The organism is Phenylobacterium sp., assembly GCF_044372605.1.
Taxonomy (GTDB): Bacteria; Pseudomonadota; Alphaproteobacteria; order Caulobacterales; family Caulobacteraceae; genus Phenylobacterium.
In genome coordinates, this window is sequence record NZ_JBILRO010000068.1 from 1 (window position 1) to 13,749 (window position 13,749).

Here is a 13,749-nt window from a genome sequence, read left to right on the forward strand (position 1 = left end):
AGCCACGTTAACGCCTGAGGGCGGCGCCGGAATTTGGCGATGGCCATGCGCGGTCGTGGTGCTAGGCTCTCCCGACAAAGAGGTCAGGGGGATCCGCGCATGAACCGTAGATGGATGGTAGCTGCTGTTGCCGTCGTGGCACTGGGCGCCGGATCCGTCCAGGCAGCTGTACCGGCCAATGTCGCCGCGGCACTTGCTGACAAGGCCCGGCCAGCCGAGGACAGCGCCCGCGATGCGGCCCGGAAGCCCGGCGAACTGCTGGCGATGGGCGAGATCAAGACCGGCGGCAAAGTCGTCGATCTGGTGATGGGCGGCGGCTACTTCACGCGCATCCTGTCGGGCGTGGTGGGCCCCAAGGGGCAGGTCATCGGCTACCAGCCGGCCGAGTTCATTCAGTTCCAGGCCAGCTATGGCGAGAACCAGAAGAAGGTGGCCGCCGCCTACGCCAATGTGGTTCCGCTGATCTCGACCTTTGGCGCGCTCGACCTGCCGGACGGTGTGGATCTGGTGCTGACCGTGCAGAACTATCACGATCTGCATCTGAAGCCGTTCCCGGCCGACACGGCGACGAAGGTGAACGCCGAGGTGTTCAAGTCGCTGAAGCCCGGCGGCATCTATCTGATCGTCGACCATGCCGCCTTGGCTGGCTCGGGTCTTGAGGCGGCGGACAAGATCCACCGGATCGATCCTGCGATCGTTCGCAGGGAGGTTGAGGCCGCCGGTTTCAAGCTGGAGGCCGAAAGCGCCATGCTGGCCGTGCCGGAAGATCCGAAGACCGCCAACGTGTTCTCGCCGGCTATTCGCGGCAAGACCGATCAGTTCTTGATGAAGTTCCGCAAGCCCAAGTAGGTCTGATCACTTCAGTTTGCGGTCGAAGAAGTCCAGCGTCTGCATTGCCCGGTGCTTGCGGTTGGTGGGCGTCCATCCGCCGCGGTGCCGCAGACCTGGATAGACCATGGTCTCGAACGGCGTCCCCGCCGCCTGAAGGGCGAAAAGCGCGCGGGTGGTGTGGTCGAAGGTGACGTTGTCATCGGCCATGCCGTGAATGATCAGCAGCGATCCGGCCTTCAGCCGTGGTAGCCGCGACACCACCTCCGAGGCTGCATACCCGGCCGGGTTATCGGCAGGCGTGCCCATGTAACGCTCGGTGTAGTGGGTGTCGTAGAGTTTCCAGTCGGTGACCGGCGCGCCCGCGACTCCCGCCTTGAACGGCGTATCCGGCGCGGTGAGCAACAGGAGCGTCATGTAGCCGCCGTAGGACCATCCCGTAACCCCGATCCTGGCCTTGTCGACGTAAGGCAGGCTTTGCAGGTAACGGGCGCCGGCGATCTGGTCGTCGACCTCCAACTGGCCCATCTTGCGGTCGAGCACGGTCTTGAAGGCCGCGCTTCGGTTTGCCGAGCCGCGATTGTCTAGCTCGAACAGGATGTAGCCGGCATCCAGCAGGATCTGGTCTTCCGGCGACGCCCAGGCCTTTTGCACCATCTGGGCGCTCGGCCCGCCATAGACCGAGACGATCACAGGGTAGGTCCTGGCCGGATCGAACCCCGGTGGTGTCCGCATGGACCAGTAAAGATCCTGGCCGTCAGCCGCCTTGATGGTTCCGAACCCCGGTTCACGCAGGTTTGCAACGTAGGGCCAGTAGGGATGTCCCGGCTTCAGCGCATTTTCCTCGATCCAGCGCACCCGCGTCCCGTCCGATCGATAGAGCGCGGTCTGGGGTGGGGTCTTCGGATCGGTGTAGGTTCCCACGAACGCGCCACCTTTATGGGCGACCGTCACACCCCACAGGCCGCCCGCCGCCGTCAGCGCCCGGGGTTCACCGGGCTTTGCGTAGGAGACGGCATACACGCGGCTTTCGATCGGTGTGTCCCGCGAGGCCGAGAAGATGACCGTCGATCTGGCCTCGTCCACGCCCTCAATCTCAGCCACGGGCCAGTCACCTCGTGTGACCTGCCGGATCAGGGTCCCGTCCGCCGCATAAAGGTAGATATGGACATAGCCGGACCGTTCGGAGGTCCAGAGGAACGATCCCCCGGTCAGCGGGCGGAAATCATCGGTAAGGTCGACCCAGTGCGGGCTGGTCTCGCTCAGGATCACACGGCCTTTGCCGGTGGCCGGATCAACGGCCAGCAGATCAAGCCGTCGCTGGTCCCGCGTCTGACGCTGCACGTAGAGGGTCTTGCCATCCTTCGACCAGTTGACCCGCGCCAGATAGATGTCCGGGTTATCGCCGAGATCCACCTTGATGCGCGAGCCGGTCAGCGGCTGCACATAGAGTTCCACGCGGACGTTGGGCCGACCGGGGCGGGGGAAGCGTTGCGGGACGACATTGGCGCCGGTGGCGTTGACTTCAGGTCGGTCCACGATGTCTACGCCGGTCTGGTCCACAAAGGCCAGCGCAACAGCCTGATCATCCGGACTCCACCAATAGCCGGTGTAGCGCTGCATCTCCTCCTGGGCGATGAAATCCGCAGTCGCCCAACTCTTCAGCTCGGTGCCACCCTCAGTGAGGGCGCGCTCGGTCCCGCCGGTGACCGGCGTGATGTAGAGGTTGTCATCCCGGACATAGGACACATAACCGCCTCTGGGCGAGATCTTGGCGTCGATTTCGTCGCCGGGGGTCGTGGTGACCTGTCGGGCCGTCCCTGAGTTCACATCATAGAGCCAGATATCGCCTTCGACAGGGGCCAGGATCACCCGGCCCAGACTGTCCCAGGCGTAATCGATGACACCGCGTGTGGCGACGCCGAGGCGTTCACGTCGCGCCTTCTCCGCCTCCGAAAGATCGCGTTCGGTCGGCGCCAGCTTCTTGCCGTCCAGCAGCATCCGCGGCTCGCCGCCGGCCACGTCGGCGACCCACAGGTCGGTGACCCTCAGGTCGTCGGCGCGGGTCTTGATGTAGGTGACGGACTTGCCGTCCGGCGACAGCTTCACGCCCCGCGCGCGCGGTCCGGAGATATCGGGGCTTTCGAAGATGCGCTGGGGAGGCAGGTTTTCGGCCATGGCGGGAGCTGCAATGATCAAGGCCGCAAGCGCGGCGGTGGCGAGTTTCATGTCAGACGTTGAACAGGCTCAGTCGCAGCTTGGCAATCGCGGCGGGGGTTCCAGTGTAAAATCGCTGGCGCCTTGAACCCGGGCGCAAGGCATGCGACCTCCCGGACATGAGCGAAGAGACCGTCCCCGCCCTTCCCGACCGCCTGAGCGTCAATCCGGACAGCCCGTTCTATGACGAGGCTATCCTGCAACGGAACGTCGGCGTGCGTTTCAAGGGCCAGGACAAGACCAACGTTGAGGAATACTGTGTCAGCGAGGGCTGGGTGCGTCTGTCTGTCGGCGCGTCAAAGGACCGGCACGGCAATCCGCTGACCATGAAGCTTCAGGGGCCGGTTGAGCCCTATTACCGCGAAGGCTGATTTCGTCAGTCGTCTTCCCGCGGTGGCAGCGGTTCGATCCTCAGGCGGGTAAGCCGCGCGCCCTTGCGCGCCTCCACAGTGAAGCGATGGTTGTGGAAGGTGAAGGTCTGACCGACCTCGGGAATCGACTGGGCTTCATGGATCAGCAGCCCTGCGATCGTCACGGCCTCCTCGTCCGGCAGTTCCCAGTTCATGGCCCGGTTCAGATCGCGGATGGTCACCGAGCCTTCGACGAGGAATGATCCGTCGTCGTCAGGTTTCACGCCGGCGGCCACCGTGTCGTGTTCGTCCTCGATCTCGCCGACGATCTCCTCAAGGATGTCTTCAAGGGTGATCAGGCCCTGGATGGCGCCGTATTCGTCGACGACAAGCGCAAAGTGGTTCTGGGCCTTCAGGAACGCAGCCAGCTGATCCTTGAGCGATGTTGTCTCCGGCACAAACCACGGCGCGCGAAGGATGGCCGGGATATCCAGCGCGTCGATCCGGCCGTCATTCTGAGCCAGGGCACCCAGCAGATCCTTGACGTGCAGGATGCCTATGATGTTTTCGGGTTCATTGCGGTAGATCGGCAAACGGGTGTGCTGGCTCTCCAACGCCTCGGCCAGGATGCGCCTGGGCGGCAGTCCGCCATCGACCGTCATCATCGAGCGGCGGTGGACCATCACCTCGGTCACATCCATCTCGGCCAGATCAAGAACGCCGCCCAGCATGTCGCGGTCCCGGGTCTCCACCAGGCCTTCGGAGTAGTGATATTCTACCGAGCCGCGGATCTCCTCGTGGGCAGCCAGGACATCCGTCTCCATGTCGAGCTTTATGCCGAAGGGGCGCAGCGTCAGGCGCACGATCCATTGGGCGGTCCGGGCCAGTGGTCCGAAGATCCGTACGGTCCAGTAAGTCGGGATCGAAAGCGTCCGCGCCACATCATCCGGACGCGCGATGGCCAGCGTCTTGGGCAGGATCTCGGCGAACACCACGACCAGCACCGTCATGACACCGGTGGCGATCAGGGGGCCAGCGACAGACCCTGCTGGAAAGAGGGACGTCAGCACGGCCGTCGTCAGGGCCGAGGCGAAGATATTCAGGACGTTGTTCGACAGCAGGATCGCGCCGATCATGTTCTCCTGGTCGCCGATCAGCCGGTTGACGCGCCGCGCCGCGCGGTCTCCGTCTCGCTCCAGTTGGTGCATGCGGCCCCGCGAAGCCGCAGTCATCGACGTTTCCGCCGCCGAGATCAGGCCCGAGAGCGTGAGCAGTACTGCCAGGGTTGGCGCCAGGGCGAGCAGGGTGGCCAGAACTGTATTCAAGGGATAGCTCCCTCCAGGAGCAGGAAATCGCGAACCGCGTTTGCATCCACGTTCCGGGCGACAAAGGCATCGCCAAGAGCGTGGGCGAGGATGAAGGTCAGCCGACCGGCCTCGGCTTTCTTGTCCTGAGACATGTGGGCGATCATCCGGTCCGCCCGGAACGGGTGACCGGCAACCTCGACCAGTTGAGTGGGAAGCCCGGCGGCGGCAATGGCGCGCGTGGCCCGCTGTGCGTCCTGGCCCGGGATCAGCCCCAGCGAGGCCGAGAAGCGGAACGCCAGCGCCATGCCCGCGCCGACCGCCTCACCGTGTCGTAGCCCGTCGCCATAGCCGTTCTCCGCCTCCAGAGCGTGGGCGAAGGTGTGGCCGAGGTTCAGCAGCGCGCGTCGACCCTGCTCGCGCTCATCCTCGGCGACGATCCCGGCCTTCATTTCCACCGAACGCCCGACGGCGTGGATCAGCATCGCAGGATCCCGGGCGATCACGGCGGCGCCATTTGTTTCCAGCCACTCGAAGAACGCCATATCACCGAGCAAGCCGTACTTGATCACCTCGGCGTAGCCGGCCCGCATCTCACGGACGGGCAGGGTGCCCAGAACGTCCAGGTCCGCCAGGACCAGGCGCGGCTGGTGGAAGGCGCCGACCAGGTTCTTGCCACGCGCGGTATCGATGGCGGTCTTGCCGCCCACGGAACTGTCGACCTGAGCCAGCAGGGTGGTGGGGATCTGCACGAAGTCGATCCCGCGCTTGTAGATGGCGGCCGCAAAGCCCGCGAGATCGCCCACCACGCCGCCCCCGAAAGCGGTGATCAGATCCCCCCGGTCCAGTTCCAGCGCGAGAAGTCGGTCCAACACGTCGGCCAGCCCCTCGAAACTCTTGGTCTGTTCGCCGGGCGCCACGATCACCGGCAGGGCTTCGACGCCCGCCTTGGCCAGCGAGGCCGTCAATCGCGCGCCGTGCAGGGCCCAGACGGTCTCGTCGCTGACCACGGCCGTGCGGCCACGCGACTGGAACGGCGCAATCAGACGGCCGGCGGCGTCCAGCAGGCCCTGGCCGACCTGGACATCGTAGGCGCGATCCCCCAGTCCGACGGCGATGGTGCGGTTCATTCGACAGACTCACCCAGATGATCGGCCAACGCCTTGACCACCGCCATCACGGTAACCTGATGGGCAGTGTCGCCCGTTTCAACGACGATATCGGCCTCGGCATAGGCCGGATAACGCGCCGCCGCCTGTTCCCTGAGAACCTCCAGCGGGTCCTTGCCGATCAGCAGGGGACGCGTCTCCTTGCGCCCGACGCGGCGCGCCAGGACATCAAGATCAGCTTTCAGCCAGACGGACACAGCGCGGTCCTTGATGATCTCACGGGTTTCCGGACTCATGAACGCGCCGCCGCCGGTGGCCAGAATGACGGGCGGCCCTTCAAGCAACCGGGCGATCACCCTGCGTTCACCGTCGCGGAACGCCCCTTCGCCGAGATCAGCGAAGATCTCGGGTATCGACCGCCCAGCCGCGGTTTCTACCTCGGTGTCGGCGTCGCGGAATGGCAGGTCCAGGAGGGCGGCCAGACGCCGACCGACGCTCGACTTGCCGACCCCCATGAGGCCGACGAGTGCGATGGTGCGGCGGCGAAGCGGTTCGTAGCGGTCCATAAACGATGGAGGCTTTACACGAGGTTGCGCCCTCGCGCCAACGCCGGGCGTTGGAGTATGTTGAGAGCATGATGCGTATCGCACTCTTTCTCGGATTTCTGGTGGCGATAGCCGGTCCGGCGAGCGGGCAGGTGCAGGTGACCCAACTGGCCGCGCCGGACGCCTTTTCCACGCCGGGCCGTGACACCGGGCTGCCTGCCGATCTCTGGCGAGGAACCCCGGCGGAGATGGCGCTCGCGGTGCTGCCGTTGCTGGCCTCCCGACCGATGTCGCCGGCGGCGTCACATCTGGCGCGACAGCTTCTGGCGACTGGCGCGCCGGGGCCCGAAGGCTCGACCGGCGATGACGGGTTGGCGGCGGGGCGGGCCAACGCCATGATCGCGCTGGGAGATCTTGAAGCCGCCGCACGGATACTGGAACGGGCGCCGAGCCTCGATCGCAACGCCGGCCTGTCGAAGGCCGCCGCCGAGGTGGCGCTGCTTTCGGGGGATGCGACGCGAGCCTGCGCCATCGCCGCCGCCCTGGCCGCCGGGCGAGGCGACATCTATTGGCTGCGACTGAGGTCGTTCTGCCAGGCCGAGGCCGGCCAGTCCGATCAGGCCCATCTGACGTTTGAGCTGGCCCAGACCCAGGCGCGGGATGCTGTCTACGGGCGCTTGATGAGTGCCAGACTGAATGCGACGCCTCCCGGCCCTGCATCGCTGCGTAACGGTCTCGATCTGTCGCTGTCGCGGTCACTGAAGCTGGATGTGGCCGCGGCGAAGCCTGCGCCTGCCGTGGCCGTCGCCCTGTCAGGACAGGCCCCGCCGGCGCCGAGTTATGACCTGGCCGGGATTGACGAGGCGACGGCCGCGCTGGCCGAAGCCCTCACCCAGGGGCCGCCATCCGAAGCCGGGGTGTCTGCCCTGATCGGCGCGGCTATGGACGCAGACCTCAAGATCCGTCCGAAGAGACAGGGTTCGGCGCTGCTGATGGCCGCGCTTCTGGATGAGCTCAGTTCCGTTGACCGCACTCGTCTGGCGTCTTTCGCTGTGCCCGAGGGCCGATCCCCGACGGGCCGCAACGTCGCGCTCGAGGCCGCCGCGCAGGGGCGGCGGATGGGCGAGACCGCGCTGCTGGCGCTGTGGATCTGTGCGGAGGCCGGGCCGAGCGGGCTGACGGTGGCGGACCGCGCGCGCATCATCCGGTCGTTAAGGCAGGTGAAGCTGGACGAGCCCGCGCGCCTGTTCGCTCTGGAAGGCCTTGCAGGCCTGAAATGAGCGGGCGCGGCGGCGACTGGGCCGAAGCCTTTCTGGAGATGATGGCGGTCGAGCGCGCAGCGGCGCGAAACACGCTGACAGCCTATGCCCGCGATCTGGTGGACGCCGAGGGCTATCTGGCCGGTCGTTGTGGGGGTTTGGCAGGCGCGCACGCCGAGGACGTCGAGGCCTACTTCGCCGATATGGGTGCGCGTGGTCTGTCGCCGGCCACAGCCGCGCGCCGCCGCGCCGCCGTGCGTCAGTTCTATCGGTTCGTGCTCGGCGAGGGGTGGCGGCCCGACGACCCCTCACGCCGGGTGGAGGCGCCCAAACGCGGGCGCCCCTTGCCCAAGGTGTTGAGCCGCGAGGAGATGAACCATCTGATCGCCGCAGCCACGGCGCGCGACGGCGCCCAGGGCCTCCGGTTCGGTTGCATGGTGGAACTGGCCTATGCCTCGGGTCTCAGAATCTCGGAATTGACGGCCTTGCCGCTGGCGGCGCTGTCGCGCGATCCGGCCTATCTGATCGTCAAGGGCAAGGGCGGCAAGGAACGTCTCGCGCCCCTCAACGACACCGCACGGACGGCGGTGAAGGCCTATCTTGAGGTCCGCCCGACGTTTCTGCCCAAGGGCGACAAGGCCAACCCCTGGCTGTTCCCTTCGCGCGGAAAGGCCGCGCGCCTGACCCCGCGCCGTTTCGCCCAGGTGCTGGACGAGGCCGCCGCCGGGGCCGGGATAGATCCCGCCCGGGTCAGCCCCCATGTGCTGCGCCACGCCTTCGCGACCCACCTTCTGGAGGGAGGCGCGGATCTGCGGGTCGTGCAGAAGCTCCTGGGTCACGCCGACATCGCTACCACCCAGATCTATACCCATGTGGCTTCGGACCGGCTGATCGAGGTTGTGCAGAGTCGCCACCCGCTGTCACGAAAGCGTTAGACCCGCGGTAGCGCTTTGGACGGCCTGGACCCCGTTCCCGCCTTGTGACAAAGGCCGTTCAAGCCTAGTTTCCGGCGCTTCCGGGCCCGCCGCCCCAAATCACGGATCCCTGATGGCCGCGCACTACCTCGAGTTCGAGCGCCCGATCGCCGACCTCGAAACCAAGATCGAGGAACTGTCGAAGCTCTCCGAGACGGCAAACCCCGGCGCGTTTGACGACGACATCCAGGCCTTGCGAATCCGCGTGCAGGACCTACGTCGCGACGCCTATTCAAACCTCGACGCCTGGCAGAAGACCCTGGTGGCGCGCCATCCGGACCGGCCGCACTTCATCGACTATGTTGCGGCCCTGATCGATGAGTTTCAGGAACTGCGCGGCGACCGCAAGTTTGCCGATGATCCGGCGATCATGGGCGGGCTTGGTCGCTTCCGCGGCCGCGCGGTGGTGGTGATGGGCAACGAGAAGGGTCGCGATACCGTCAGCCGGGTGAAGCACAATTTCGGCTATGCGCGCCCCGAGGCCTACCGCAAGACCGTGCGACTGATGGAACTTGCCGAGCGGTTCAGCCTGCCGGTGATCAGCTTTGTCGACACCACGGCGGCCTATCCGGGTATCTCGTCCGAGGAACGCGGCGTGGCCGAGGCGATCGCGCGATCCACCGAAAAGGCGCTGCTGCTCAAGGTGCCGATGGTGGCGGTGATTACCGGCGAAGGCGGCTCCGGCGGCGCTATCGCCACAGCCTGCGGCAGCCGGGTCTTGATCCTGGAGCACGCGGTCTACTCGGTGATCCCGCCCGAGGGCGCGAATTCGATCCTCTGGCGCGGTGCGCGCACGCCCGCCGAGGCGGCCAAGGCGCTCAAGATCACGGCGCAGGACCTGCTGCGCATGAAGATCATCGACCGCATCATCCCGGAACCCCCCGGCGGCGCCCACGCCGATCCGGAGGCCGCCATGCGCGCGGTAGGCGATGCGGTGGAAGAAGAACTGAAGGCGCTGGAGGGCCTGTCGGCCGAGGTGCTGATGGCGCGGCGGTCGGAACGCTTCTACGCGATCGGGCGGAGCGGGCTGGGCTGAGGGCGGCGTTTTCCGCACCGCCGGAATAAAGAAAGCCGCCGGGGTGACCCGGCGGCTCTTTTTTTTGGCAATGCCAAGGAAGCCGGCAACTCCGAAGAGCTGCCGGCAGTCCAGGATCAGAAGTTCATGTTTGCGCCGACGAAGAAGAAGCGGCCCGCGTTGTCGTATTGCGACGAGCCGGTGCCGGTACCGGTGAAGATTTCCGGGCGCTCGGGCGGATTCTTGTCGAACACATTGACGATGCCCGCCCGGAACGACACGTCGTCGTTGAGACGGTAGCTGACGCGCATGTCGTGGCGGAAGTAGTCGCCGGTCGTATAGGGATCAAGAACACCCTTCTGCTGCACCTGGCTGATGATCATCGAGCCGAAGTAGTTAGTGCTCCAGCCGAAGGAGAACTTGTCATAGGTCCAGCGGACTGATCCATTGGCCTTCCATTCCGGCGTCGCATTGGTGATCGTGTTGGCGAACTGCACGAAGGCCTGGCCGGGAAGGCCCTGCTGCACGAACTGGTACATCCAGGTCGCGTCGAGGCGAAGGGCGATCGAACCATAGTCCTTGCCGAGCACGTCCTCGGTGCGGAAGCCGTAGGCGATCGAATAGTCGTAGCCCTCAACCTTGGTCGTCGCGACGTTCTGATTGAGCAGCACGATTTCCGTTACGCCACCTGGCACTGCGCCGCCATTGGCTCCGGTCGGGTCCCGACGAATTTGCGTGCAGAACGGGTTGGAAGCGAAAGCGGTTGTCGCGTCGTCATGGCAGAGTGCGCCGAGCAGGGTGTTGATCGGAATCGTGCCCACAGCGTCACGCAGGTTGTACTTGAAGTAGTCAACCGAGATCGACAGGTCGGGAACCCAGCGCGGCTTGATCACAACGCCATACTGGTAGGTCTTGGCCTTCTCCGGGCCGAGATCCGGGTTACCGCCCTGCAGTAGCGCCAGCGAGGAGCGGCCCGTCCCGAAGTTCGAAACGAAGGTCAACGGGTTGTAGTTCGGGATCGCTGCCGCACAGGTGACCCGGCGAGCTGCCTGTTGTGCAGCTGTCGCGCCCCGGAATACATCGCGGTCGCATGGATCGATCGCTGCGCCGGTGAAGTTGCGGTTTTGTGGCGCGAAAAGCTCTACGATATTCGGCGCGCGGACAGCCGTGGCTTCGGTGGCGCGGAATGTGACGTCCTCCACCGGCGACCAGGTAATGTTGACGCGATACTGGTCGGTCCCGCCGATGGTTGAGTAGTCGGAGGCGCGGCCAGCCAGTTCGACGGTCAGCTCCTTGGCCAGCAGAAAATCCTTGAGGATAGGAACGCGGACTTCGCCGTAGACGTCCTTCACGTTGTACTCACCCCCGCGGGTCCCGATAGCGTTGAAGAACAGCGCGCCCGAAGCTCCCAGGGCGTCCTGAACAAACAGGCTTTCTTCCTTGCGGTACTCGGCGCCGAACGCCAGACCCACCGGCCCGGCCGGAAGGTCGAACAGGTCCGTCACGAAATTCAGGCCCGCGACGGTCTGCTTCACGGTCTGATCGGTCGCTGACAGGGCGTTGGTCCAGAGAATCGCCTCGCGGCTGGGGCCGTTGATCAGGTCCCAGGGAACGCAACCGGCAGCGCGGGCGTTTGCATCGCGGCAAACCACCTGTCCGTTCAGCAACACCGCGTCCGTAGCTTGCTGGACCCGCGCGACCCGGGGCACATTGTAGGAGGTCGTCGTGCCGTCCAGTTGCGAGTACTGCGCGTAGCCATCAACGCCCACATCCAGGCCAAATGTCTGGAACTTGCCTGCGAAGCCGCCCGCGACGCGGGCTTGTTCGCGCGACGAGCGGACGTCACGACCACCGAACTCGTTCCAGAACTTGCCGACCTGGGCCGTCGAGCCTTGCGTGAAGGTCTTGGCCGCGGCGGTCCATTCCGCGCGCAGCTGGGCGGCAGTCGTGCCCGCGCCGTTGAGGTAGGCGTTGTCGCCACGCAGGACGACTGGCATCAAACCGCCGCCTGCCGTGGATGAGAACGGCGGCTGGAATATGCCGTAGCCGTTGGCCTTCAGGTAACTGGCGTCGATGAAGACGTTCCAGTCCTCAGCCAGCTTGTAGTCGACGTAGGTCCTCAGTACCGCACGATCACTCTTGCCTTGCAGGGCATTGTAAACGCCCGTGAAAAACAGGGACGGATCTTGGCAATCAGGCTGGCTGGTGGTGGTCGAGCAGGCCGGAGACAGACGCACAATGCTGACGCCGTTGTCGCGGACATCGCGGGTTACCGCGCGCGCCGTACCCAGGGCGCCGCCGATCAGCTGGAAGGTCGCGAACGGCGTCGTCGCTGAAGGTGAACCCGGCAGGATCGTCTGGGGTGTCAGGCGGGTGTCACGACGGAAGCCGGGGAAGAAGTCACCCCGATCCTTCTGCATGATCAGGTCCTGCTTGGCGTACTCGCCGCCGACCAGAACGTTGAGCTTCTCGTCGAGGAACTTCTTGCCCCAGTTGAAGCCACTGCGGAATTCTTCACCGTCACCGCGCTGGGTGATGCCACCTTGCAGGTCGAGCTCGAGTCCGTCCTGTTCCTTCTTCATGATGAAGTTGACGACGCCGGAGATGGCTTCCGAGCCGTAGACGGCGGATGCCCCGCCCGCGATGGTTTCGATCGACTTCACCATCAGGGACGGGATCGTGTTCAGATCGACCGCCGGTGAGGAGGCATCGGAGAAGGGCAGGCGGCGGCCATCCATCAGCACCAGCGTGCGCGTGGGGCCAAGGCCCCGGATGTCGGCGCGGGTCTGGCCGGCCAGGAACAGCGTGCCCGAGGAGTTCTGGCTGTTGGTCGCCGGGTTGATGTTCGGTTGTTCAAGCAGAATGTTGCCGATGGAGATAGTTCCCGCGTCGCGGATCGACTCGGCAGACACCACCGACAGCGGCTGCGGCGAGGAGAAGGTGTCACGGCGGATGCGCGACCCGGTAATGACGATTTCTCCGACGTCGACGGCGTCAGCGTCAGTCTGGGCCTGAGCGAAGGTCGGAACGGCGAGCAGGCTGGCCGAGGCGGCCGAAGCGAGCAACGCGGTGCGGAACAGAGTGTTCATCTGGGCTTTCATTCCTTGGCTCCCAGCCTGGGAGTTGTGGGCGAGGGCTGTCGGCGACACCGACGAGGCGATGGAGGTTCAAAGCCGTAACTCCAAGCGTCGACGCCAAGTGGCGTTTACGCTGGGACAACAGCCTGAGCGATTGGGAGAACCCGTGTCACGCAGTTGTCGCGTAATCAACGAAAAGTCGCCACGATTGAGCGTCCGGAAGCGACATGGTTACGATTTTGTTACGCTGTGCGGCCTTGCGGCCACACAATCGGTGGTCGTGGGCAAATCCTTCCGCCGCCGCGGCGAATCCGGGCTCACGCTAGGCTGCGCAGCGCCTCAACGAGCTCATCAACGGTGGCTTCGGTCGTCGCCCAGGAGCACATGAAACGCACCGAGCCGTCGAGAAACCGGTAGACGAACCAGCCTCTCGCTTGCAGGGCAGTCAGCCGATCTTCGTCCATTTCGACAAAGACCGCGTTGGCCTCGACGGCGTGGGTGACCCGGAACGGCATCGAAGCCGCCAGTCGACGCGCCATCGCGTTGGCGTGGGCGGCATGGCGCGCGATGGCGCCGTCTTCCAGCATACCGATGAAGGGTGCGGCATAGAACCGACCCTTGGAGGGAAGCTGGCCGCCCTGTTTCAGGCGCGCGTCGAACCTTCTGGCCAGCTTGCGGTCGAAGATCACCACGGCCTCGGTGGGCGGCATGCCGGCCTTGGTTCCGCCCAGCACCAGGATGTCGACGCCAAGGCCGGCGATGGCCCGGACGTCGAAGCTGGCCGCCGCCGCATTGGCGAGCCGCGCGCCGTCGAGGTGCACGCCGTAGTCCAGATCCTTCACGGGCTGGATCAGCGCCTGTAGATCAGCGACCGGGTAGACGGTTCCGTACTCTGTCGCATTGGTCAGCGAGAGAGCGGCCGGTGACTGGCGATGGGCGACATCGGGCGCGGCGAGTGGACCGGTGAGGCTCGCAGGGTCGATCCGGCCGGACGCGCCCGGCAGGCCAATCAGTCCCAGACCCTGCCCGAAAAACCCGGGCGCGCCCGTCTCGTCCGTGCAGACGTGGGCG

11 protein-coding genes are annotated in these 13,749 nt (G+C 65.4%); 5 read left to right on the forward strand and 6 right to left on the reverse strand.

All coding sequences use genetic code 11. The annotated features are described in order from the left end of the window. The first annotated feature begins 99 nt into the window (after positions 1-99). Positions 100-849, forward strand: a complete 750-nt coding sequence (locus ACIQ42_RS07790) for a class I SAM-dependent methyltransferase (protein WP_397421635.1) — start codon at positions 100-102, stop codon at positions 847-849. 6 nt (positions 850-855) lie between these two features. On the opposite strand, the gene ACIQ42_RS07795 is transcribed toward ACIQ42_RS07790, so the two are convergent. Then, positions 856-3,057 carry a DPP IV N-terminal domain-containing protein gene (locus ACIQ42_RS07795; protein WP_397421636.1) on the reverse strand — a complete coding sequence of 734 codons (2,202 nt, stop codon included), beginning with the start codon at positions 3,055-3,057 and terminating at the stop codon, positions 856-858. Between the two features lie 107 nt (positions 3,058-3,164). Here ACIQ42_RS07795 and ACIQ42_RS07800 point away from each other — a divergent pair, with 107 nt between their 5' ends. Further along, on the forward strand, positions 3,165-3,416 hold the full coding sequence (locus ACIQ42_RS07800) for a DUF3297 family protein (RefSeq protein ID WP_397421637.1): 252 nt from the start codon (positions 3,165-3,167) through the stop codon (positions 3,414-3,416). A 5-nt stretch (positions 3,417-3,421) separates the two neighbouring features. On the opposite strand, the gene ACIQ42_RS07805 is transcribed toward ACIQ42_RS07800, so the two are convergent. Genes ACIQ42_RS07805 through ACIQ42_RS07815 form a run of 3 tightly spaced genes read right to left on the reverse strand, consistent with a single transcriptional unit; the run spans position 3,422 to position 6,374 of the window. Further along, on the reverse strand, positions 3,422-4,720 hold the full coding sequence (locus tag ACIQ42_RS07805; RefSeq protein WP_397421638.1) for an HlyC/CorC family transporter: 1,299 nt from the start codon (positions 4,718-4,720) through the stop codon (positions 3,422-3,424). Continuing rightward, the gene (aroB, locus tag ACIQ42_RS07810; RefSeq protein ID WP_397421639.1) at positions 4,717-5,829 is read right to left on the reverse strand and encodes a 3-dehydroquinate synthase; all 1,113 of its coding nucleotides are present in this window, start codon (positions 5,827-5,829) and stop codon (positions 4,717-4,719) included. Before aroB ends, ACIQ42_RS07805 begins: the two co-directional genes overlap by 4 nt. Next, on the reverse strand, positions 5,826-6,374 hold the full coding sequence (locus tag ACIQ42_RS07815; RefSeq protein WP_397421640.1) for a shikimate kinase: 549 nt from the start codon (positions 6,372-6,374) through the stop codon (positions 5,826-5,828). The genes aroB and ACIQ42_RS07815 overlap by 4 nt, the downstream gene beginning before the upstream one ends. Positions 6,375-6,442: 68 nt before the next feature. Here ACIQ42_RS07815 and ACIQ42_RS07820 point away from each other — a divergent pair, with 68 nt between their 5' ends. From ACIQ42_RS07820 to ACIQ42_RS07830, 3 genes are all read left to right on the forward strand, one after another. Next, entirely contained in the window at positions 6,443-7,633 is a 1,191-nt protein-coding gene (locus ACIQ42_RS07820; protein WP_397421641.1) for a hypothetical protein, read from the forward strand. Then, positions 7,630-8,547 carry a site-specific tyrosine recombinase XerD gene (locus tag ACIQ42_RS07825; RefSeq protein WP_397421642.1) on the forward strand — a complete coding sequence of 306 codons (918 nt, stop codon included), beginning with the start codon at positions 7,630-7,632 and terminating at the stop codon, positions 8,545-8,547. The genes ACIQ42_RS07820 and ACIQ42_RS07825 overlap by 4 nt, the downstream gene beginning before the upstream one ends. 112 nt (positions 8,548-8,659) lie before the next feature. Continuing rightward, on the forward strand, positions 8,660-9,622 hold the full coding sequence (locus ACIQ42_RS07830) for an acetyl-CoA carboxylase carboxyltransferase subunit alpha (protein WP_397421643.1): 963 nt from the start codon (positions 8,660-8,662) through the stop codon (positions 9,620-9,622). Between the two features lie 116 nt (positions 9,623-9,738). On the opposite strand, the gene ACIQ42_RS07835 is transcribed toward ACIQ42_RS07830, so the two are convergent. Beyond that, on the reverse strand, positions 9,739-12,702 hold the full coding sequence (locus ACIQ42_RS07835) for a TonB-dependent receptor plug domain-containing protein (RefSeq protein WP_397421644.1): 2,964 nt from the start codon (positions 12,700-12,702) through the stop codon (positions 9,739-9,741). A gap of 293 nt (positions 12,703-12,995) precedes the next feature. Continuing rightward, a partial coding sequence (locus ACIQ42_RS07840) for a beta-eliminating lyase-related protein (RefSeq protein WP_397421645.1) occupies positions 12,996-13,749 on the reverse strand: 754 nt, incomplete at its 5' end.